The organism is Hansschlegelia plantiphila (assembly GCF_027922265.1).
Classification (GTDB): Bacteria; Pseudomonadota; Alphaproteobacteria; order Rhizobiales; family Methylopilaceae; genus Methylopila; species Methylopila plantiphila.
Genome location: NZ_BSFI01000007.1, coordinates 622,022 through 640,803, shown reverse-complemented (window position 1 = coordinate 640,803; position 18,782 = coordinate 622,022). Strand labels below are relative to the sequence as shown.

At 69.8% G+C, this 18,782-nt stretch carries 16 protein-coding genes; 8 read left to right on the top strand and 8 right to left on the bottom strand.

The window, feature by feature from the left end; translation table 11 throughout:
• Window positions 1–166: 166 nt before the first annotated feature.
• The gene (locus PKE75_RS09405; RefSeq protein WP_271168451.1) at window positions 167–1,342 is read left to right on the top strand and encodes a UbiH/UbiF family hydroxylase; all 1,176 of its coding nucleotides are present in this window, start codon (window positions 167–169) and stop codon (window positions 1,340–1,342) included.
• A 10-nt stretch (window positions 1,343–1,352) separates the two neighbouring features.
• On the opposite strand, the gene PKE75_RS09400 is transcribed toward PKE75_RS09405, so the two are convergent.
• The gene (locus PKE75_RS09400; protein ID WP_271168450.1) at window positions 1,353–2,300 is read right to left on the bottom strand and encodes an AEC family transporter; all 948 of its coding nucleotides are present in this window, start codon (window positions 2,298–2,300) and stop codon (window positions 1,353–1,355) included.
• A gap of 164 nt (window positions 2,301–2,464) precedes the next feature.
• Between PKE75_RS09400 and PKE75_RS09395 the strand changes: the two genes are divergently transcribed.
• A complete protein-coding gene (locus PKE75_RS09395) occupies window positions 2,465–3,505 on the top strand; it encodes an HpcH/HpaI aldolase/citrate lyase family protein (RefSeq protein ID WP_271168449.1) in 1,041 nt (346 codons plus the stop codon).
• Between the two features lie 91 nt (window positions 3,506–3,596).
• Entirely contained in the window at window positions 3,597–3,935 is a 339-nt protein-coding gene (gene hspQ / locus PKE75_RS09390) for a heat shock protein HspQ (protein ID WP_271168448.1), read from the top strand.
• A gap of 120 nt (window positions 3,936–4,055) precedes the next feature.
• Here the strand turns inward: hspQ and PKE75_RS09385 are convergent, their stop codons facing one another.
• Complete coding sequence (locus PKE75_RS09385) at window positions 4,056–4,778, bottom strand: invasion associated locus B family protein (RefSeq protein WP_271168447.1); 723 nt, start codon at window positions 4,776–4,778, stop codon at window positions 4,056–4,058.
• A gap of 278 nt (window positions 4,779–5,056) precedes the next feature.
• Between PKE75_RS09385 and PKE75_RS09380 the strand changes: the two genes are divergently transcribed.
• From PKE75_RS09380 to PKE75_RS09370, 3 genes are all read left to right on the top strand, one after another.
• A complete protein-coding gene (locus PKE75_RS09380; protein WP_271168446.1) occupies window positions 5,057–6,907 on the top strand; it encodes an extracellular solute-binding protein in 1,851 nt (616 codons plus the stop codon).
• Between the two features lie 13 nt (window positions 6,908–6,920).
• Window positions 6,921–8,438, top strand: coding sequence for an AMP-binding protein (locus tag PKE75_RS09375; protein WP_271168445.1), 1,518 nt, complete (start codon window positions 6,921–6,923; stop codon window positions 8,436–8,438).
• A gap of 77 nt (window positions 8,439–8,515) precedes the next feature.
• Window positions 8,516–9,178 (top strand): DsbA family oxidoreductase, encoded by a 663-nt coding sequence (locus PKE75_RS09370; RefSeq protein WP_271168444.1) that lies wholly within the window; start codon window positions 8,516–8,518, stop codon window positions 9,176–9,178.
• 7 nt (window positions 9,179–9,185) lie between these two features.
• Here the strand turns inward: PKE75_RS09370 and PKE75_RS09365 are convergent, their stop codons facing one another.
• From PKE75_RS09365 to PKE75_RS09355, 3 genes are all read right to left on the bottom strand, one after another.
• Window positions 9,186–9,683 carry a DUF6790 family protein gene (locus tag PKE75_RS09365; RefSeq protein WP_271168443.1) on the bottom strand — a complete coding sequence of 166 codons (498 nt, stop codon included), beginning with the start codon at window positions 9,681–9,683 and terminating at the stop codon, window positions 9,186–9,188.
• A gap of 4 nt (window positions 9,684–9,687) precedes the next feature.
• On the bottom strand, window positions 9,688–13,200 hold the full coding sequence (mfd, locus tag PKE75_RS09360) for a transcription-repair coupling factor (protein ID WP_271168442.1): 3,513 nt from the start codon (window positions 13,198–13,200) through the stop codon (window positions 9,688–9,690).
• Window positions 13,201–13,317: 117 nt separating this feature from the next.
• Complete coding sequence (locus PKE75_RS09355; RefSeq protein ID WP_271168441.1) at window positions 13,318–13,620, bottom strand: FAD assembly factor SdhE; 303 nt, start codon at window positions 13,618–13,620, stop codon at window positions 13,318–13,320.
• A gap of 103 nt (window positions 13,621–13,723) precedes the next feature.
• On the opposite strand from PKE75_RS09355, the gene recG reads away from it, so the two are divergent.
• Window positions 13,724–15,826 (top strand): ATP-dependent DNA helicase RecG, encoded by a 2,103-nt coding sequence (recG, locus tag PKE75_RS09350; protein WP_271168440.1) that lies wholly within the window; start codon window positions 13,724–13,726, stop codon window positions 15,824–15,826.
• Here recG and PKE75_RS09345 read toward each other — a convergent pair.
• Window positions 15,823–16,005, bottom strand: coding sequence for a hypothetical protein (locus PKE75_RS09345; protein WP_271168439.1), 183 nt, complete (start codon window positions 16,003–16,005; stop codon window positions 15,823–15,825). The genes recG and PKE75_RS09345 overlap by 4 nt on opposite strands.
• A gap of 102 nt (window positions 16,006–16,107) precedes the next feature.
• Window positions 16,108–16,851, bottom strand: a complete 744-nt coding sequence (locus PKE75_RS09340) for a DUF502 domain-containing protein (RefSeq protein ID WP_271168438.1) — start codon at window positions 16,849–16,851, stop codon at window positions 16,108–16,110.
• A gap of 168 nt (window positions 16,852–17,019) precedes the next feature.
• On the opposite strand from PKE75_RS09340, the gene PKE75_RS09335 reads away from it, so the two are divergent.
• Window positions 17,020–17,382, top strand: a complete 363-nt coding sequence (locus PKE75_RS09335; protein WP_271168437.1) for a YbaN family protein — start codon at window positions 17,020–17,022, stop codon at window positions 17,380–17,382.
• A 22-nt stretch (window positions 17,383–17,404) separates the two neighbouring features.
• On the opposite strand, the gene PKE75_RS09330 is transcribed toward PKE75_RS09335, so the two are convergent.
• Entirely contained in the window at window positions 17,405–18,781 is a 1,377-nt protein-coding gene (locus PKE75_RS09330; protein WP_271168436.1) for a PepSY-associated TM helix domain-containing protein, read from the bottom strand.
• Window position 18,782: the final 1 nt, after the last annotated feature.

The window sequence follows — 18,782 nt, the reverse complement described above, 5'->3', positions numbered from 1 at the left end:
GTCGATCGCGTTGTTGCGACTGCGAGATAGCTTCGCCCGGTTCGATCACAAGGCGGCGAGGGGCTCTGCGAGATCACGAACGCATCAGGTCCAGGAGACCTCCCCGCTTCCCGATGGCGCTGATCAGCCTTACACACAAACCCGTGGATAGGTCGGGACGAGGATCATGAGCGTCGCACGCAAGGACGTCGCCGTCGTCGGAGGCGGCCCAGCCGGCCTGCTTGCGGCGTTGCTGATCGCCCGGACGGGCGCACAGACGACCCTCATCGCTCCCGCGCCGCGTCCTGACACGCGCACCACCGCGCTGCTCGACGGCTCGGTCGCGATCCTGCGCGATGCGGGGGTGTGGGACGTGCTGCGGCCCGGCGCGGCGCCGCTCCTCAAGCTTCGCATCATCGATGGCGGCAGGCGCCTGTTCCGCGCGCCGGAGGTCACCTTCGAGGCCGGAGAGATCGGCGTCGAGGCCTTCGGCTGGAACGTCGCGAACGCGGCCTTGACCAAGGCGCTGATCGAAGCGCTGGCGAACACGCCGGGCGTCCGGATCGTCACGGCCGAGGTTCGGCGGAGCAGCCCGGCCGCCGACAGCGTGTCGCTGACGCTCGACGACGGCGCGACGCTGGACGCCGCGCTGGCGGTCGCGGCCGACGGCCGCGGCTCGCTGCTCCGCGAGGCGGCCGGCATCGGCTTCAAGAGCCGCCGCGCGCCGCAGACGGCGCTCGCCTTCTTCGTCTCGCACGACCGCGACCATGACGGCGTTTCGACCGAGATCCAGGCGGAGGAAGGCCCGTTCACGCTGGTGCCCCTGCCGGGAAAGCGGTCGAGCGTGGTGTGGGTCGCCTCCCCGGCTCGCGCCGACTCGCTCCTCGCGCTCTCCCCCGAGGCGCTGGCGGAAGCCGCGACGCTGAAAAGCGGGCGTCTGCTCGGAGCGATGCGGCTCGAGGGCGCCGTCGGGTCCTTCCCCATCACGGTGGGCGTCGCGACCCGTTTCGCCGCGGCCCGCACGCTGCTGGTGGGCGAATCCGGTCATGTTCTGCCTCCGATCGGCGCGCAGGGGCTCAACCTCGGCGTCCGCGACGCCGCTGGCGCCGCCAAAGCCATCGCCACGGCGCTCGCCGAACGGCGGGACGTCGGCGACGGGCGGACGCTGCGCGCCTACGCCCGCTCGCGCGTCGGCGACGTCTATTCGCGCGCAGCCGCGACCGACCTGCTCAACCGCTCGCTGCTGAGCTCGCTGACCCCCGTCCACGCCGCCCGCGGCTTCGGCCTCGCCGCGCTGTCGCGGATCGGGCCGCTGCGGCGCTTCGTGATGCGGGAGGGGCTGGCCGGCGGCCCGGCGTTCTGAGGCGCCGCGCCTAGAACAGGCGGCCGTGGACCATCGCCGCGAGCAGCCCGGTCACGGTGACGACCGAGATCACCGTCCCGACCAGAACGACGCTCGACGCCCGCTCGACATAGACGCGGTACTGATTGGCGATCACGAACACATTGAGCGCCGGCGGCAGCGACGCCATCAGCACGGCGGTCGCGACCCAGAGCGGATCGAAACCGCCGACGAGGTGCAGGATCGTCCAGACGATCACGGGATGAAGCACCAGCTTCACAGCGAGCAGCGCAGGGAGTTCGGGCGGAACGCGCTTGAGCGGGCGGAGGGCGACCGTCACGCCCATCACGAACAGCGCGCACGGCGCGGCCGAACCGCTGAGCAGCGTCACCATCTGCATGACGGGCGCCGGCGGCAGCCAGTGGAAATAGGCCGCGATCCCGCCGACCACCGTCGCGATGTTGAAGGGATGCAGCGCGACGCGGCGCACGACCAGACGCGCGGTGGCGCCGAGGCTGTCATGGCGAGGACCCGCGACGGACATCAGGAACGGGACCAGCGTGAACAGCAGCGTGCAGTCGAACACGAAGATCAGCGCGGTCGGGGCCGCCGCGGCCGGACCGAGCGCGGCCATCGTCAGGCCCGGGCCCATATAGCCGACGTTCGAATAGCTCCCGGCGACGCCCTGCATCGTCGCTTCGGCTAGGTTTCCACGCGACGCCAGAAGGCCGATGCCGAGCGAGATCAGGAAGGCCGTGAAGGTCGCCGTGGTCGTCGCCGCGACGAAGCCGACATTTGCAAGCTCCTCGAACGGGGTGCGCGAGATCAGCACGAAATAGAGCGCGGGGACGGCGACATAGACGATGTAGACGTTGAACCAGGCGAGGCCTTCCTCGTGCGCGCGGGCCAGCCGGCCGCACAGGAAGCCCAGGAAGATCAGGCCGAAGAAGGGAAAGACAAGACCGGCGACGTCGCTCATGCGCCCCGCTAGAGCGTCGGCCCTCTCCGGTCAATCGACGCCGCAGCATGCCCGCCATTCCGGCCCGCCCCCAGCGGCTCCGCATTGCGACGAAAGACGCCTTGCGCCGCAGCATGCGCCCCGCGAAATAGCCCCTCCTCCCCCGTCCAGCCGGAGCTCCGCCCATGATCGTCCCGAGCGCCTATTACCGCCCGCTCGCGCTCGGCGCGCCGGAGCCGTTCCGCGAGCCGCCGGTCCGGGTCGAGCGCATGATCCATTTCGTGCCGCCGCACGTCGAGAAGATCCGCCTGCGCGCCGCCGACCTCGCATCCCAGGTCGACGTCGTGCTCGGCAATCTTGAGGACGCCGTGCCGGCCGACGCCAAGGAGGCGGCCCGCGCAGGCTTCATCGAGATGGCGAAGGCGACGGACTTCGGCGCGACCGGCCTCTGGATCCGCATGAACGCGCTCGACAGCCCGTGGGCGCTCGACGACGTCATCGAGATCGTCGGCGCGGTCGGCGCCAAGCTCGACGTTATCATGCTGCCGAAGGTCGAGGGTTCGTGGGACGTCCACTATCTCGACCGCCTGCTCGCCCAGCTCGAGGCGCGGCACAAGCTCGAGAAGCCGATCATGATCCACGCGATCCTCGAAACCGCGCAGGGCGTCATGAACGTCGAGGAGATCGCCTCGTCCAGCCCACGCATGCACGGGATGAGCCTCGGGCCGGCCGATCTCGCCGCCTCGCGCCGCATGAAGACCACCCGCGTCGGCGGCGGCCATCCCGGCTACGGCGTGCTCACCGACAAGGAGGGCGATGCGCCCCGCGCCTTCTACCAGCAGGATCTCTGGCACTACACGATCGCCAAGATGGTCGACGCCTGCGCGGCGAACGGAATCAAGCCGTTCTACGGGCCGTTCGGCGACTTCTCGGACTCGGCGGCCTGCGAGGCGCAGTTCCGCAACGCCTTCCTGCTCGGCTGCGTCGGCGCCTGGACGCTGCATCCTTCGCAGGTGACGATCGCCAAGCAGGTGTTCTCGCCGGACGTCGAGGAGGTGAAGTTCGCCAAGCGGATCGTCGACGCGATGCCGGACGGCACCGGCGCCGTGATGCTCGACGGCAAGATGCAGGACGACGCGACGTGGAAGCAGGCGCGCGTGATCGTCGACCTCGCGAAGCAGATCGCCGAGCGCGAGCCGGAGCTTGCGGAGCGCTACGGCCTCTGACGCTTTGCAACCGGCCGGGGCCGCTCGGTTGTTGACGCGCGCCCGCGGCTCATATCATCTCCCGCGTCCCGGAAAGCTGGACCGAAGCGACATGTTCGCCCCGAGACGCCGCGACGCGAAATTCACGATCGGAGACGTGGTGCGCCACCGGCTGCACCCGTTCCGCGGCGTGGTCTATGACGTCGACCCGACCTTCGCGAACACCGAGGACTGGTGGGAGTCGATCCCGAGCGAGGTGCGCCCGGAGCGTGACCAGCCATTCTACCATCTGCTCGCCGAGAACTCGGATTCGCAGTACGTCGCCTACGTTTCCGAGCAGAACCTCGTGCGCGACACGAGCGGAGAGCCGGTCCGCCATCCGCAGATCGACGCCATGTTCGACCGCGCCGACGACGGCTCGTACCGCTATCGCCGCACGATGATGAACTGACCCCTCACACGCCGTCCGGCGCAGCGGCGATCGACGTCCCTGCGTCAGCGCTACCCCGCAAACGAAAACGCCCGGGCTTGGCCCGGGCGTTTTGCTTTCAGTCCTTTAGGACCGCGTCGATCACTGGCCCTTGACCGGAGCCTTGTCGCCCACCGCGGGGCCGCCGTCGGTCGGAGGAGAGGCGGACGCCGGGCCCTGGAGCTTGTCGCGGCGTTCCTGGGCGAGCCGGTTCATGCCCTCGTTCATTTCCTTCTTGTACTCCTCGATCGCCTTCGGGTCCGCGGCCGGACCGTCATAGGCCTTCGAGAAGCCGGCGAGGCTGACCGGGAAGTTCAGCGTCTTGGCCTGCTGGTTCATCGCCTGCACGATGAGGTTGGTGCCCTTCTGCAGGTTCTTAAAGAAGGCGTCGCTGATCTCGAGCTCGGCGTAGCAGGCGTTCGGGAAGCAGATCGAGTACTTGCCGTTGGCGGGCGCGTTCTGGTCGACGGCGACGCGGACGCCCGGCTGCAGCAGCAGACCAGGCGGGACGGCGGCGAGCAGGAACTTCTTGGGCTCGCCCGAAATCGTGCGGACCGCGATGGAGGCGACGGTCTGGCCGGTCTCGGCGCGGAGGTCGCGCGAGGTCAGGCAGACCTCCTTCTTCGCGGTCGGATCGGTGTTGCAGATCTTCACCCAGTTCGGCTGCGGCGGCGCAGGCGGGGTGGCCGGCATCGGGCCGGGACCGGCCGGAGCGGCGGCGTCCGGCGCGGGAGCGGCGGGCTTGTCCTGAGCGTAAGCGGGCCCTGCGACAGCGCCAAGTGCGACGGAGAGCACGGCGAGGCGCGCGAACTTACCCAATTCCATACGACGTTCCTTCCTGTCGGTCGGGACGACCGGTTTGGCCACGCCCCCCACGCTTAGCGCCGTTCGGATACCGAAACTCGTCTCCGAGGGGCCGGGCGGTGCGTAAGCGAAGACCGGCTGTCTGTCGAGGAATTACGGCGACAGAGTGACGAAATCCGCAGCGTGAAAACGCCGCCGGCGGCCGGGGACGCGCCGGCCGACCACGGCGGGCCGCGTCGCTGTGGTAACCTTTTCCAAACGAATGGCGAATCGTGAACTTCGCTTGCGAGCTTGCGCCCATGGCGACCTGGCGACCTGACGGACCGGAGATCGACAGGCGGGGCGTCCTTCGCGCCGCCCCGGCGCTTGCGCTCGCCCTCGCCCTGCCCCAGTCCGCCGCATCCGAGGAGGGCCTGCCCCTCCTTCACGGCGTCGCGATGCATGGCGTGCCTGCGCTCAAACCCGGCTTCGACAAGCTGCCTTACGTCCGCGCCGACGCGCCGAAAGGCGGCCGACTCGTTTATGGCTGGCTCGGCGGCTTCGACACACTGAATCCCTACGCCTACAAGGGCGCGCAGGCGCAGGGGCTCCGGGGCTTTGTCTATGAGAGCCTGCTGGCGCGCAGTTACGACGAGCCGTTCTCGCTTTATGGCCTTGTCGCGGAGACGGTCGGACTTCCCGACGAGCGCGACTTCATCGTCTTCCATCTCGATCCGCGGGCGCGTTTCTCGGACGGCGAGCGGGTGACCCCGGACGACGTGGTCTTCACGTTCGAACTGCTGCGCGATCATGGCCACCCGACCTTCCGGTCGAACTACCGCCGGGTGAAGGGCGTGACGGTCGAGGATGAGCGCACCGTGCGCTTCGACCTCTCGGGGTCGGAGGACCGCGAACTTCCAATGATCCTCGGCCTGATGCCGGTGCTCGCGGCGCACGCGACGGACGTCGCGTCGTTCGAGGAGACCACCTTCAAGCCGCTGGTCGGCACAGGGCCTTATGTCATCAGCGCCGTCGAGCCGGGCCGGTCCGTCACCTTCAGGCGCGACCCCGACTACTGGGCCGCGGGCCTGCCGGTGAACCGCGGCCTGAACAATTTCGACGAGATCCGCTACGACTACTACCGCGACGGCAACGCCATGTTCGAGGCCTTCAAGAAGGGCCTGATCGACGTGCGGCCCGAGGGCGACGCGACGCGCTGGACCTCCGGCTACGACACGCCCGCGGTGCGCCGCGGCGACATCCTGCTCGAAAGCTTCAAGTCGGGGCTGCCGTGGGGCATGAACGCCTTCGTGTTCAACACCCGAAAGCCGGTGTTCTCCGACGTTCGGGTGCGCGAGGCGCTGGGATTCCTGTTCGACTATGAATGGGTCGACCGGAACATGTTCGCCAGCGCGACGCTCCGGACGCAGAGCTATTACGAAGGCTCGGAGCTGTCCTCGCAGGGCCGGCCGGCCGATGCGCGGGAGCGGGAGTTGCTCGCCCCCTTCCCCGGCGTCGTGCGCGACGACATTCTGGAGGGTCGCTGGAGCGCCTCCCGGACTGACGGCACGGGCCGGGACCGCGAGAAGCTTCGTCAGGCGCTTGATCTGCTCTCCGCCGCGGGCTGGTCGGCGAAGAACGGCGAGCTTCGGCGCGACGCGGACGGCGAGCCGATGCGCTTCGAGATCATGGTTTCGACCAAGGAGCAGGAGCGGCTGTCGCTCGCTTACGTCCGAGGACTCGAGCGGGCCGGCATACGCGCGACGGTGAGGCTCGCGGACTCCATCCAGGCCTTCAGGCGGATGCAGACCTACGATTTCGACATGATCCTCTACAACTGGGTCTCGTCGCTCTCGCCCGGCGCCGAGCAGAAGAAATACTGGAGCGTCGCCGCGGCCGACACGCCGGGCGAGCGCAACTACATGGGCGTCAAGCAGCCGGCGGTCGACGCGATGATCGCGGCGCTGCTCGTGGCCCGGGAACGGCCCGACTTCGTCTCCGCGGTCCGGGCGCTCGACCGCGTCCTGCTGTCCGGGTTCTACGTCGTGCCGCTGTTCCACGTGAAGGAGCAATGGATCGCGCGCTGGAAGACGGTCGAGCGGCCAGAGACCACGCCGCTCTATGGCCCCGCGCTCGAGACCTGGTGGCGCGCGCCATCGTCCGCCGGCTGACCGAGGAACAACGATGCGCCTCGAACCTTTCGCCCATGACCCGATGCCGAACCCGGTCGCCGGCGGCGCCAAGCTGGACGACGTGCTTGCGCTTAACGCCCGGCGACGGCCGGACGAACCGGCGTTGTTCGATCCCGCCCTGCCCTTCGACGGCGCCTGGCGGGAGGTCGACCGGGCGGTCTCGGCGCTGGCGGAGGTGTTCTCCCACTGGCGGCTCGGCGAGGACGCCGTGGTCGGAGTCCAGCTCGGCTCGCGGTTCGAAGGAGCGCTCACCTGCCTCGCGCTGTGGCGCGCGGGGCTGATCCCGGCGATGCTGCCGATCGCATGGCGCCGCCGCGAGACGGCGCGCGCGCTTGCGACCGTCGGCGCCGCCGCGGTCGTGGCGGCGACCGAGGCCGGCGGCGCGGCGCTCGCCGAGATCGCCTGCGAGATTGCGGCCGGACTGGATACGCTGCGCTTCGTCGGCAGCTTCGGCGACGCATCTCCGGACGGCGCGACGCCGCTCGACGAGGCGCTGACTCTGGAAGCCGGCGGTTCTCCATTGGCCGAACGCCCGGACGACGCCGCCGATCATATCGCGATCATCACCTTCGAGGCCGGCGGCGCCCCGGCGCCGCGGAGCCACAACGACCTCGTGGCCGCCTGCCTGACGCCGCTCCTCGCAGCGCAGCTGACAGACCGCAGCAAGTTGCTCTCGACGCTGGACCTCGGCGGGCTCGCCGGGCTCGCCACTGGCCTCGCTCCGTGGCTCACCACGGGGGCCGTCGCGTGTTTCCACCAGCCGTCGACGACCGCCGCCTTCGCCGCCGCCGCGGAGGGTCTCGGAGCGACCCATATCGCGCTGCCGGGACGGGCGGCTGACCGTCTCATCGCCGACGGCGCCCTCGGCGAAACGACGCCGGAAGCCGTGATTGCGGTCTGGCGCGCGCCCGACGGCGGCGGAGCGGCGAAGTCGTTCAACCTTGACGGCGCGATCGTGGTCGACGCGATCATGATCGGGGAGCTCGGCGTGTTCGCCGCCGCCCGCCCCTCCGAGCACCGCCATGCGGCGCTGCCGCTCGGCCGCCACGCGCCCGAAGGGCTCGACGCGCTGATCGACCTCCGCGTCCTGCAGGACGGGCGGCTGTTCGTGCGCGGGCCCGCGTGTCCCCAGGCGGCGTTCCCGGCGGCGCCGGGCGCTCCCGCCCTGCCCTTCGCGGCCGACGGCTATATCGAAACCGGGCTCGCCGGCATCGCCGACCGCGTCGCTGGGCGCGCCACGCTCGGGGGGCGCCGACGCGGCGTGGCCCAGATCGGCGGCCTCGCGGTCTCCTCCGCCGAGACGCTCGCCGCCGCCATGGCGACGGGATTGCCGGGCGGGCTCGAGATCGAGGACGATGCGCTGTTCGGCTCCCGCCTGGCGCTCACGCTCTCCGAGGACTCGAAGCCGTTCAGCGCCGAACAGGCGGCGACCATCCTCGAAGCGGCCGGCTTCGGGCCGGCGCTCGCGCCGGCGATCGTCCGCGCCGAACCGTCGCGCCGAACGGCCTGAGGGGCGTCCGGGGTTTCGCCAGACGCGCGACGCGCCCATATCTGCCGCCTGACCGTTCTCAATCAGGCAGCATTCCGATGTCCGTGACCCTCCAGATCGACGTCTTCGCGGATCCCGTGTGCCCCTGGTGCTGGATCGGCAAACGGCGGCTGGAGGCGGCGCTCGCGGCGCGCCCGGACATCGAAGCTGCGATCCGCTGGCGCCCTTACCAGCTCGACCCATCGATCCCGCCGGAAGGGCTGGATCGCGCGGAGTATCTCGAGAGCAAGTTCGACGACGTCGCGCGGGTGCGCGCGACCCATGACCAATTGGCCGCGATCGGTCGTGACGAGGGCGTCGCGTTGCTGTTCGCCGACATCGAGCGCGCGCCGAACTCGCTCGACGCCCACCGCGCCATCCGCTGGGCGGCGGAGGAAGGGCCGACCGCGCAGGGCGCGCTCATTGAGCGCCTGTTCGAAGGCTATTTCACCAATGGCGAGGACATCTCCGACCGCGACGTCATCGCAGGCGCCGCCGAGGAGACCGGTCTCGACTGGGAGACGCTGCGAGACCGGCTGGACACCGACGAAGACGCCGAGGAGGTCCGTGAGGAGGTCGCCCAGGCCCGCGCGATGGGGGTCGAAGGCGTGCCGTGCTTCATCTTCGCGGGCAAGCTCGTGGTGATGGGCGCACACCCGCCGGAGGTGCTGCTCGAAGCGATCGACCGGGCGATGGGCGACGAGGACGAGGTCGAGGAGTAACGCCCCGCTACGCCCTGCTCCGCTCGCTTCTTCGCGCGGCGACGAGAAGACCGACCAGGACCGCGACCCGCAGCACGGTCAGTGCGAGCAACAGTCCGGCGTTGCCCGGCGCGAAGTCGTCCGCCTCGATCATCTGCCTGACATGGCCGATCGCGACGCCCGCATAGAAGATCGCGGCGTAGCCGACGACCGCAGCCTTGAAGTCGAGCGGGCGCCAGAACGAAGCCACCGCCACCGCCCCCAGCGCGATGTCGGCGACGCCGACCTCATACTGGAACGGACTCACCTGCCAGCCGATGAAACGGGCCGCGGTTTCCGGCGCGAACACGTGGAAGAGCCCGGCCCAGAGCCCGTCCACGCCGACGGCCAGAAGCAGGATCCAGGAGAGATAGCGGGAAGCCGCCGGGGTCGTCCGGTCGTGGATGGAGGCGATCAGCAGAGCCGCGCAGAACGTCAGCGACGGGATGTGGGTAAGGATGAACCGGATGGAATCTTCGGTCGCCATGGCGTCAGGCCGCCTTCTTTACCGCCTCGGCGATCTTCACCAGATCGCGCAGCAGCTTGGCGGCGCCCTTGAGGCGGGCTGAGACCGTCGCCCATTCCCGGCGGAAAACGATCTTCATGTCCGGCCGGACCTTGGCGTTCGGGCCTTCCTCGATTGCGATGTGCCGCACCAGCCCGTCGGGGTTGGCGAAGGAGTTGTCGCGGAAGGCGAGCACCACGCCCTTCGGGCCGGCGTCGATCTTCTCGACGTTGGCGCGGCGGCAGAGCGCCTTGATCGCGGCGATCTCCAGGAGCTGCTTCACTTCGCTCGGCAGAGGGCCGAAGCGGTCGGCGAGTTCGGCGGCGAACGAGTCCAGCGCCTCGTCGGTGTCGATCTCGGCGAGCCGGCGGTAGAGAGACAGGCGGACGCCGAGGTCGCCGACGTAGTCCTCCGGGATCATCACCGGCGCCCCGAGAGTGATCTGGGGCGACCACTGGTCGGAGACGACTTCGGCCCCGCCTTCCTTCAGCGACTCGACCGCGTCGGCCAGCATCTGCTGATAGAGCTCGTAGCCGACCTCGCGGATGTGCCCGGACTGCTCCTCGCCGAGCAGATTGCCGGCGCCGCGGATGTCGAGATCATGCGACGCCAGCTGGAAGCCTGCGCCGAGACCTTCGAGCGACTGCAGCACCTTGAGCCTGCGCTCGGCGTTCGCGGTCGGCGTCTTGTTGGCGGGCACCGTGAACAGCGCGTAGGCGCGGGTCTTGGCGCGGCCCACCCGGCCGCGGAGCTGATAGAGCGCGGCGAGGCCGAACATGTCGGCTCGGTAGACCACGAGCGTGTTGGCGTTCGGGATGTCGAGGCCCGACTCCACGATCGCGGTCGACAGCAGCACGTCGAAGCGGCCCTCGTAGAAGTCCGTCATCACCTTCTCGAGGTCGCCGGCCGCCATCTGCCCGTGGGCGACGGCGACCTTCACCTCCGGCACCTCGGACGCGAGGAACGCCTGCGCGTCCGCGATGTCCTCGATGCGCGGGCAGACGAAGAACGACTGGCCGGAGCGGTAGCGCTCGCGCAGCAGCGCCTCACGCACGATCAACGGGTCGAACGGCGCGATGAAGCTCCGCACCGCGAGCCGGTCGACGGGCGGCGTCGCGATCATCGAGAGCTCGCGCACCCCCGTCATCGCAAGCTGCAGCGTGCGCGGGATCGGCGTCGCGGAGAGGGTGAGCACGTGCACCTCGGCCCGCAGCTGCTTCATCTTCTCCTTGTGGCCGACGCCGAAGTGCTGCTCCTCGTCGACGATGACGAGGCCGAGGTCCTTGAAGGCGATCGACTTGCCGAGCAGCGCATGGGTGCCGACGACGATGTCGACGTCGCCGCTGGCGAGGCCCTTCTTGGTCTCGTTGGTCTCCTTCGTTCCGACGAAGCGCGAGGCCTGGGCGACCTTCAGCGGAAGCCCGCGGAAGCGCTCCGCGAACGTCCTGTAGTGCTGGCGTGCGAGCAGGGTGGTCGGCACCACGACCGCGACCTGCCGGCCGCTCATCGCCATAACGAAGGCGGCGCGCAGCGCGACCTCGGTCTTGCCGAAGCCGACGTCGCCGCAGATCAGCCGATCCATCGGGCGACCAGCCGCAAGGTCGTCCAGCACGGCGTCGATCGCAGCCTGCTGGTCCTCGGTCTCGTCATAGGGGAAGCGCGCGGCGAACTCGTCATAGAGTCCCTCCGGAGGAACCGCGCGCGGCGCCTCCTTCGTCATCCGGGCGGCGGCGATCTTGATGAGTTCGCCCGCCATCTCGCGGATGCGGTTCTTCAGCCGCGCCTTCCGGCCCTGCCAGCCCGAGCCGCCGAGCCGGTCGAGCTGCGCCTCGGTCTCCTCCGAACCGTAGCGTGTCAGCAGCTCGATGTTCTCGACGGGGAGGAAAAGCTTCGCCTTGTCGGCGTAGTGCAACTCGACGCAGTCATGGGGCGCGCCGGCGGCCTCGATGGTCTTGAGCCCGACGAAGCGGCCGATGCCGTGGTCGACATGAACGACGAGATCGCCCGGCGCGAGGCCGGCGGCTTCGGTGAGATAATCCTGCGGGCGGCGACGCTTGGCCTTTCCACGCACCAGCCTGTCGCCGAGGATGTCCTGCTCTGCGATGACGGCGACGTCGTCGGTCTCGAAGCCCTGCTCGATCCCGAGCACGCCGAGCGTCACGGCCTCAGCCGGCGCCGCCATGGCGTCGCGCCAGCTCTGAACGGTCCGGGTGGCGACGAGGCCGTGATCGTTCAGCACGGTCTGGAGACGATCGCGCGCGCCGTCGCTCCAGGCGGCGACGAGCACGCGCTTGCCGTCCTCCCGCGTCACGCGGATATGCGCGACGACGGCGTCGAACACGTTGGCGCCTTCGTCCGCCCGCTCCGCCGCAAAGGTCCGGCCGCCGCGGGCGCCGGCGTCCATCACGCGGGCGGCTTTGTTCTCCGGCAGACCGAAAGGGCTCAGCCGGATCGGCGACGCCGACCCGAGCCGCTCCCTCCATTCGTCGGGCGACAGGTAGAGCGCGTCCGGCTTCAACGGCTTGTAGGCGCCGCCGGTCTTGTCGTGCTTCCGGTTCTCGACGCGGGCGTCGTAGTAGTCCGCGATCAGCGCCAGCCGCTCGCCGGCGGCGTCCTCCGCCAGCGGATCGAGCACGTAGCGCGCGTCAGGCAGGTGGTCGAACAGGGTGGCGAGCCCGTCGTGGAACAGCGGCAGCCAGTGCTCCATGCCGGGATAGCGCCGGCCCTCGCTCACCGCCGCATAGAGCTGGTCGTCGCGGTTCGGCGCGCCGAAGGTCGCGGCGTAGGACTGGCGGAAGCGACGAATGGTGTCGGAGGTCAGCTGGACCTCGCTCATCGGCACGAGGTCGAGCGCCCGAAGCTGGCCGGTGGATCGCTGGGTCTCCGGGTCGAACGGACGAATGGACTCAAGCGTGTCGCCGAAGAAGTCGAGCCGGATCGGCTCGGCGTGACCGGCCGGAAACAGGTCGACGATGCCGCCGCGCACGGCGTATTCGCCGTAGTCGCGCACCGTCGAGGACCGCATGAAGCCGTTGATCTCCAGCCATTCGGTGAGCTGCTTGAGGTCGACGACGTTGCCGGGAGCGGCCGAAAAGCTCTGGCGCGCGACGTTCTGGGGCGTCGCGACCCTCTGGAGCGCAGCGTTCACCGTGGTCAGCACCACGCGCGGCTTCTCGCCGCCGCGGGAGACCGCAAGCCGGGCGAGCGTCGTGGTCCGCTGGGCGATGATCGCGGCGTTCGGCGAGACGCGGTCATAGGGCTGGCAGTCCCAGCCCGGAAACACCAGCCGCTCGACGTCCGGCGCCATGAAGGCGAGCGCGCGCTCGACCGCCGCCAGCCGCTGGCCGTCGCGCGCGATATGCACCACGCCCGCGGCGTCATGGCGCCGGCCGGACAGCGCGCGGGCGAGGTCGCCGACGATCAGCGCGTCGAAGCCGTCCGGCACATTGCCGACGGTGGCGGGCTTGTCGTCGAGAAGGGCGTCGAGCTTGAGGGTCATGTCGATCTTGCGATGTGAAGCGCCGGGGCGCCATCCCGACCTTGAGCCGAAACACGGTCACGGCGGGCGTTCAGAAAGGATCCGTTCGGCCGTATCCAGGCGGGACACGACGACGCGTCAGCCAATGTGATCCGTCGTGGGAAAAGCCTCGTGGAACGCCTTGAGGCGACGAAAGATTTCCGTGTCGTAGTTCGAGGGAACGGGCTCCCTCTCGGCGATCCACGCGAACAGGTCGCGGTCGGGCGCCTCGATCAGCGCCTCGAAGTCGGCGAACTCGGCGTCGTCGAAGCTGTCGATCTCGGCGTCGGCGAAACGGCCCATCAGCAGGTCCATCTCGCGGGTTCCCCGCCGCCAGGAGCGGTAGAGCGCTCGGCGCCGGCCGGGGTCGAGCCCCGCGGCGGTTCTGGTCGTTCCGGTCATGAGCCCGCTGATATCAGGATTTCGCCCGTTCCGTACCAGCCCAGAGCGCGCATGTCAGCCACAGCTCTTGCGCTGGCGCGCGGCCTCCGCTCCAAAGAGGCCGATGCGCGACTCCCGCCTCGATCCCCTGTTCGCCGAAGCGACCGCCCTGCCCGGCGTCGGCCCGAAGGTCGCGAAAGCGCTCGGCCGGCTGCTTGGCCCCTCGCCGACCGGCGGCGAACCGCGGGTGATCGACCTGCTGCTGCACGCGCCGACCGGCGCGATCGACCGGCGGGCGCGGCCGAAGATCGCCGATCTCATCGCCGGGGAGATCGCGACGGTGGAGGTCGAGGTCGAGCGTCACCAGCCGCCCCGAAGCGCGCGCGGACCCTACAGGATCGTCGTGGCCGACGAGACCGGGGCGATCTCGCTGGTCTTTTTCAAGGCCCACGGCCCCTATCTCGAGCGGCTGCTTCCTGTCGGCGAGAAGCGCTGGGTGTCAGGCGCGCCCGAGGTCTTCGACGGCTCGTTCCAGATCGTGCATCCCTCGCACGTCCTCGACGCAGAGGGCCTCGCCAAGCTGCCGCCGGTCGAGCCGACCTACCCGCTGGTCGAGGGGCTGACGCATGGCCTCATCGCGAAGCTCGCCCGCGCCGCGCTCGACCGCCTGCCGGAGCTCCCGGAATGGCAGGACGAGGCGTTCCTGGCTCAGCGCGGCTTCGCGGGTTTCGCCGCCTCCCTCAACGCCCTGCATCGCCCGAACACGCCGCAGGAGGTCGCGCCCGAAGGCCCTGCGCTCACGCGCCTCGCCTATGACGAGCTGCTGGCGAACCAGCTCGCGCTGCAGCTGGTGCGCGCACATATGCGGCGCGGCAGCGGGCGTAGCTCGGTCGGCGACGGGCGTATGTCACGGGCGATAGGGGCCGCCCTGCCCTTCGCGCTGACGGGCGCGCAAGCCCGCGCTGTCGAGGCGATCCGAACCGACCTCGCCGCGCCGACGCGCATGCTCCGCCTGCTGCAGGGAGACGTCGGCTCGGGCAAGACCGTGGTCGCGCTGCTCGCCGCCGCGACCGTCGTCGAGGCCGGCCGGCAGGCGGCGATCATGGCGCCCACCGAGATCCTCGCCCGCCAGCACCTCGCGACGCTCGAGCCGCTGGCGGAAGCGGCGGGGATGCGCGTCGCGATCCTGACCGGCCGGGAGAAGGGCCGCGAGCGCACTGCGGCGCTGCAGCGACTGGCGGCCGGTGAGATCGATCTTCTGGTCGGCACCCACGCGCTGTTTCAGGACGACGTCGTCTTCCGGGACCTCGCGCTCGCCGTCGTCGATGAGCAGCACAAGTTCGGCGTCCGCCAGCGGCTGGCGCTGGCCTCGAAGGGCGCCGCCGTGGATGTGCTGGTGATGACCGCGACGCCGATCCCGCGCACCCTGGTGCTGACGGCCTTCGGCGACATGGACCATTCCGCCCTCGACGAAAAGCCGCCGGGACGCGCGCCGATCGACACCCGCCTGGTGAGCCTCGACCGGCTCGACGAGACCATCGGCGCGATCGGCCGCGCGATGGCGAGCGGCGCGCGGGTCTACTGGGTCTGCCCTTTGGTCGAGCAGTCGGAGACGCTCGACGTGGCGGCGGCGGAGGATCGGTTCGCAGCGCTGGAGGAAGCGTTTCCCGGCAAGGTCGGGCTGGTCCACGGCCGGATGAAGGGCGCGGAGAAGGACGCCGCGGTGGAGCGTTTCGTCTCGGGCGAAACGCCGGTGCTGGTCGCGACCACAGTGATCGAGGTCGGCGTCAACGTGCCGGAAGCGACCATCATGGTGATCGAGCACGCCGAGCGTTTCGGCCTCGCCCAGCTCCATCAGCTGCGTGGTCGCGTCGGGCGAGGCGCCGGGCGATCGACCTGCCTGCTGCTGTGGAAGGGTCCGCTCGGCGAGACCGCCAGAGCGCGGCTCGAGACGCTGCGCGACACGGAGGACGGCTTCATCATCGCGGAGAAGGACCTCGAGCTTCGCGGAGAAGGCGAGGTTCTGGGCTCAAGGCAAAGCGGCGCCGCGGTTTTCCGGCTGGCGCGGATCGAGGCGCATGGCGAGTTGGTCAGGACGGCGCACGCCGACGCCGCGCTGATCCTGTCCCGCGACCCGACCCTCTCGACGCCGCGCGGCGAGGCGCTGCGCCTGCTGCTGCATCTGTTCGAGCGCGACGCGGCCGTGCGGCTGCTGAGGGCGGGTTAGCGACGCCAGCGGCAGCTCCAGCGGGCGAGATACCAGCCGGGCTCGACCGCGAGGGTTTCGCTAGCCTCCTCCACCAGCGCACAGCCGTTGAGCGCCGAGGGACTGTTGCGGTGGAAGACACGGCAGGCGCCCGGCTCCGCCTGCAGACAGATCGCGACGATGAGTTCCGCCACGCCCATTGGCCACGCTCCTGTTCGAATGCACGAACATCCTCTCGCAAGTTCGAGACCGGGAGGTATCGCAATGCAGCATGACCGCATTGCGCCGCAGTATGGCTCAATTCACTCCGCGGCTACCGGCGAGGCGGGGCGACCGTCGGACGGCAGCTGCGGCGTCTCCGGCGCGGCCGCAATCTCGGGAGGCTGAATGATCCCCATCGACATGATCAGCTTGAACGCTTCGTCGGTGGTGACTCCGATTTCCGTCACCTTCGAGGCCTCCATCATCACCAGATAGCCGGTCGTCGGATTCGGCGTGCACGGCACGAACAGGCAGATGTGGCCCGGCCCCGGCAGGCCGGCGGCCAGCGCGCCGCGGGCGGGTTCGGTGATGAAGCAGAGCGACCACATGCCCGGTCCCGGCCACTCGATCAGGCCGACGCGGCGGAAGCTCGTGCCGTCCTGCTTGAACACCGTTTCGAAAATCTGCTTCACGCCCTTGTAGAGGCTGCGGACGATCGGCATCCGATCGAGCACCTGCTCGCCGGTCTGGACGACCGAACGGCCGACGAGATTCGCCGCGAGGAACCCGAGGATGGTGAGCCCCAGGACCGCGGCGAGCACGCCGACGCCGGGCACCGCTACGGGCAGATAGCTGTTCGGGTTCCAGGCCGGCGGAATCAACGGCTTGACCCAGCCGTCGATGAGGTTGATCAGCCACATCGTGAGCCAGATCGTGATCGCGACCGGACCGGCGACCACGAGGCCGGTGAGGAAATAGGTGCGCAGCCGCGCCATTCCCCGCGGCTTGGGAGGGGGCCCGGGCTCGCCGAGAGGGCCAAGAGCGGCCTGGAGAGGTTGCTTCATCGCGCCGGGTCGCCCTCGATCATCGCAGTCGGCGCCGACCGGGCGCCGCATTGCACGATAGCGCATATCATCTGGGGCGAAGATGCGGCGAGGCGATATGGGGCTGCAACCGACGTGAGGGACTCAACGAATGGTCGCGGGAAGGAACCGGCGCGCGGCGTCGCTCCTATGCGCCTTCTCTGGGTCGCCGCCGGCGTCGTCCTCGTCGGCGTCGGGATCGTCGGTCTGATCCTCCCTGTGATGCCGGGAACGGTGTTCCTGATCATGGCGGCGGCCTGCTTCGCGCGCAGCTCGCCCCGGCTCGAGAGCTGGCTGCTCGACCATCCTCGCCTTGGGCCGACGGTCGTCGCATGGCGGCGCGACGGCGCGATTCCGGTCCGGGCCAAGCTGCTGGCCTTCGGCGGCATGGCGCTGTCCGTCGTCATCGTCAGCGTCTCGGGGGCGCCGCCCATAGCGATCGGCGCAAGCCTCGCGCTGATCGCAGCCGGCGCGCTCTACGTCGGCACCCGGCCCTCGCGCGGCCGGAACTGACTGGCGTCCGACGACATCCGCCTCACGCGCGCGCCGCCTCCGGCCGGGCGAACAGCGGCCAGATCCATCGATCAGCCGCCAGCGCGAGAAGCAAGGACGCGCCCGCAAGGGGGAACAGGACGCCGAGCCCCAGCGTGATCAGCGCCACGCTGCGCATGCGGGCGGGTTCGATCGCCCTCGGCGCGCCGAGTCGCCCCTTGGGCCGTCTGCGCCACCACATGATCGGCCCGGTGATGGAGAGGGCCGCGACGCCGAAACAGGCGAACAGCATGACCGCCTGGTTCATGCGGCCGAAATAATTTCCCATGTGGAGCTGCACGCCGAGCTCCACGGCTTTCGCCGCCCAGCCGTAATCGCCGAACCCGACGTCGTCGACGATGCGTGCGGAATATTGATCGACATAGATCGTCCGCTGTCCCTCCGGCTTGTCCGGATAGGTGTAGGCGGTGAAGACCCCCGTGGGGCCCTCTGGCAATGACAGCCGGTAGGGATGCGCCATCCCGGCCTCGGCGAGGACCTCCGCCGCGCGGTCGATCCCGATCGGCGCGGCCTCCCCAGCCGCGCTTTGATGGCCGGCGTGGTGGCCCGCGTGTTCGCCCGAGGTCGGCGCCGGCGCGTCCTCGAGGGTCCACGGCGCCTCGCCGATCGCCTGTTTCACCGTCGGAACGGGGGTCGAGCCATGTCCGCGGTGGCTCTGCGGATAGCCCACGCCGGCGAATTCGATTCCCCCCTTGAGCAGCGACCCCCAGACGTTCGCCCAGGGGAGGCCCGTGAGGATCAGGAACAGGATGAGGACAGCCGTCCACGCGCCCGTCGCCGAATGGAGGCTCTTCCAGAACGGGCGGCCGGTCGCCCGAAGACGGGGCTTGAGCGCGTCGGCTACGCCGCGGGCGCCGCGCGGCCACCACAGGAAGAGGCCGGTCACCATTAGCACGACGCCCCAGCAGGCGGCGAGCTCTACGATCCCGTCCCCGACGACGCCAAGCATCAGCGAGCCATGCGCGCGGTCGGCGAAGCCGACGAGCGTGCGCTCGTACACGTACGAGCCGAGGACCTTCGCCGTCCCCGGATCGACGAACACCCGGAGCGGCGCGCCGTCCTTCGGGGTCACGAAGACCTGGGCGCTCCGGTCGGACGCGGACCACGTGTCGATGCGGGTCGCCCTGCCGCCGGGAACATGGGCCTCGGCGGCCGCGACGATCCGGCTGAGCGGCTCGGACGTCTCATGGACCGGAACGATGCGCTCGTGCGCGTAAAGCACGTCGTTGATCTCATCGTTGAAGAGATAGATCGCGCCCGTCACGCTGAGGATCAGCATGAACGGCGCCACGACCAGCCCGGCGTAGAAATGCCAGCGCCAGACCGCGCGGTGGACGGCTGGGTTCGAGACGACGCTCATG

What these genes read in the sequence shown, in the direction of transcription:
- PKE75_RS09405 (WP_271168451.1), top strand. Translation starts at nt 167, where the DNA reads ATGAGCGTCGCACGCAAGGACGTCGCCGTCGTCGGAGGCGGCCCAGCC.
- PKE75_RS09400 (WP_271168450.1), bottom strand. Translation starts at nt 2,300, where the DNA reads ATGAGCGACGTCGCCGGTCTTGTCTTTCCCTTCTTCGGCCTGATCTTC.
- PKE75_RS09395 (WP_271168449.1), top strand. Translation starts at nt 2,465, where the DNA reads ATGATCGTCCCGAGCGCCTATTACCGCCCGCTCGCGCTCGGCGCGCCG.
- hspQ (WP_271168448.1), top strand. Translation starts at nt 3,597, where the DNA reads ATGTTCGCCCCGAGACGCCGCGACGCGAAATTCACGATCGGAGACGTG.
- PKE75_RS09385 (WP_271168447.1), bottom strand. Translation starts at nt 4,778, where the DNA reads ATGGAATTGGGTAAGTTCGCGCGCCTCGCCGTGCTCTCCGTCGCACTT.
- PKE75_RS09380 (WP_271168446.1), top strand. Translation starts at nt 5,057, where the DNA reads ATGGCGACCTGGCGACCTGACGGACCGGAGATCGACAGGCGGGGCGTC.
- PKE75_RS09375 (WP_271168445.1), top strand. Translation starts at nt 6,921, where the DNA reads ATGCGCCTCGAACCTTTCGCCCATGACCCGATGCCGAACCCGGTCGCC.
- PKE75_RS09370 (WP_271168444.1), top strand. Translation starts at nt 8,516, where the DNA reads ATGTCCGTGACCCTCCAGATCGACGTCTTCGCGGATCCCGTGTGCCCC.
- PKE75_RS09365 (WP_271168443.1), bottom strand. Translation starts at nt 9,683, where the DNA reads ATGGCGACCGAAGATTCCATCCGGTTCATCCTTACCCACATCCCGTCG.
- mfd (WP_271168442.1), bottom strand. Translation starts at nt 13,200, where the DNA reads ATGACCCTCAAGCTCGACGCCCTTCTCGACGACAAGCCCGCCACCGTC.
- PKE75_RS09355 (WP_271168441.1), bottom strand. Translation starts at nt 13,620, where the DNA reads ATGACCGGAACGACCAGAACCGCCGCGGGGCTCGACCCCGGCCGGCGC.
- recG (WP_271168440.1), top strand. Translation starts at nt 13,724, where the DNA reads ATGCGCGACTCCCGCCTCGATCCCCTGTTCGCCGAAGCGACCGCCCTG.
- PKE75_RS09345 (WP_271168439.1), bottom strand. Translation starts at nt 16,005, where the DNA reads ATGGGCGTGGCGGAACTCATCGTCGCGATCTGTCTGCAGGCGGAGCCG.
- PKE75_RS09340 (WP_271168438.1), bottom strand. Translation starts at nt 16,851, where the DNA reads ATGAAGCAACCTCTCCAGGCCGCTCTTGGCCCTCTCGGCGAGCCCGGG.
- PKE75_RS09335 (WP_271168437.1), top strand. Translation starts at nt 17,020, where the DNA reads ATGCGCCTTCTCTGGGTCGCCGCCGGCGTCGTCCTCGTCGGCGTCGGG.
- PKE75_RS09330 (WP_271168436.1), bottom strand. Translation starts at nt 18,781, where the DNA reads ATGAGCGTCGTCTCGAACCCAGCCGTCCACCGCGCGGTCTGGCGCTGG.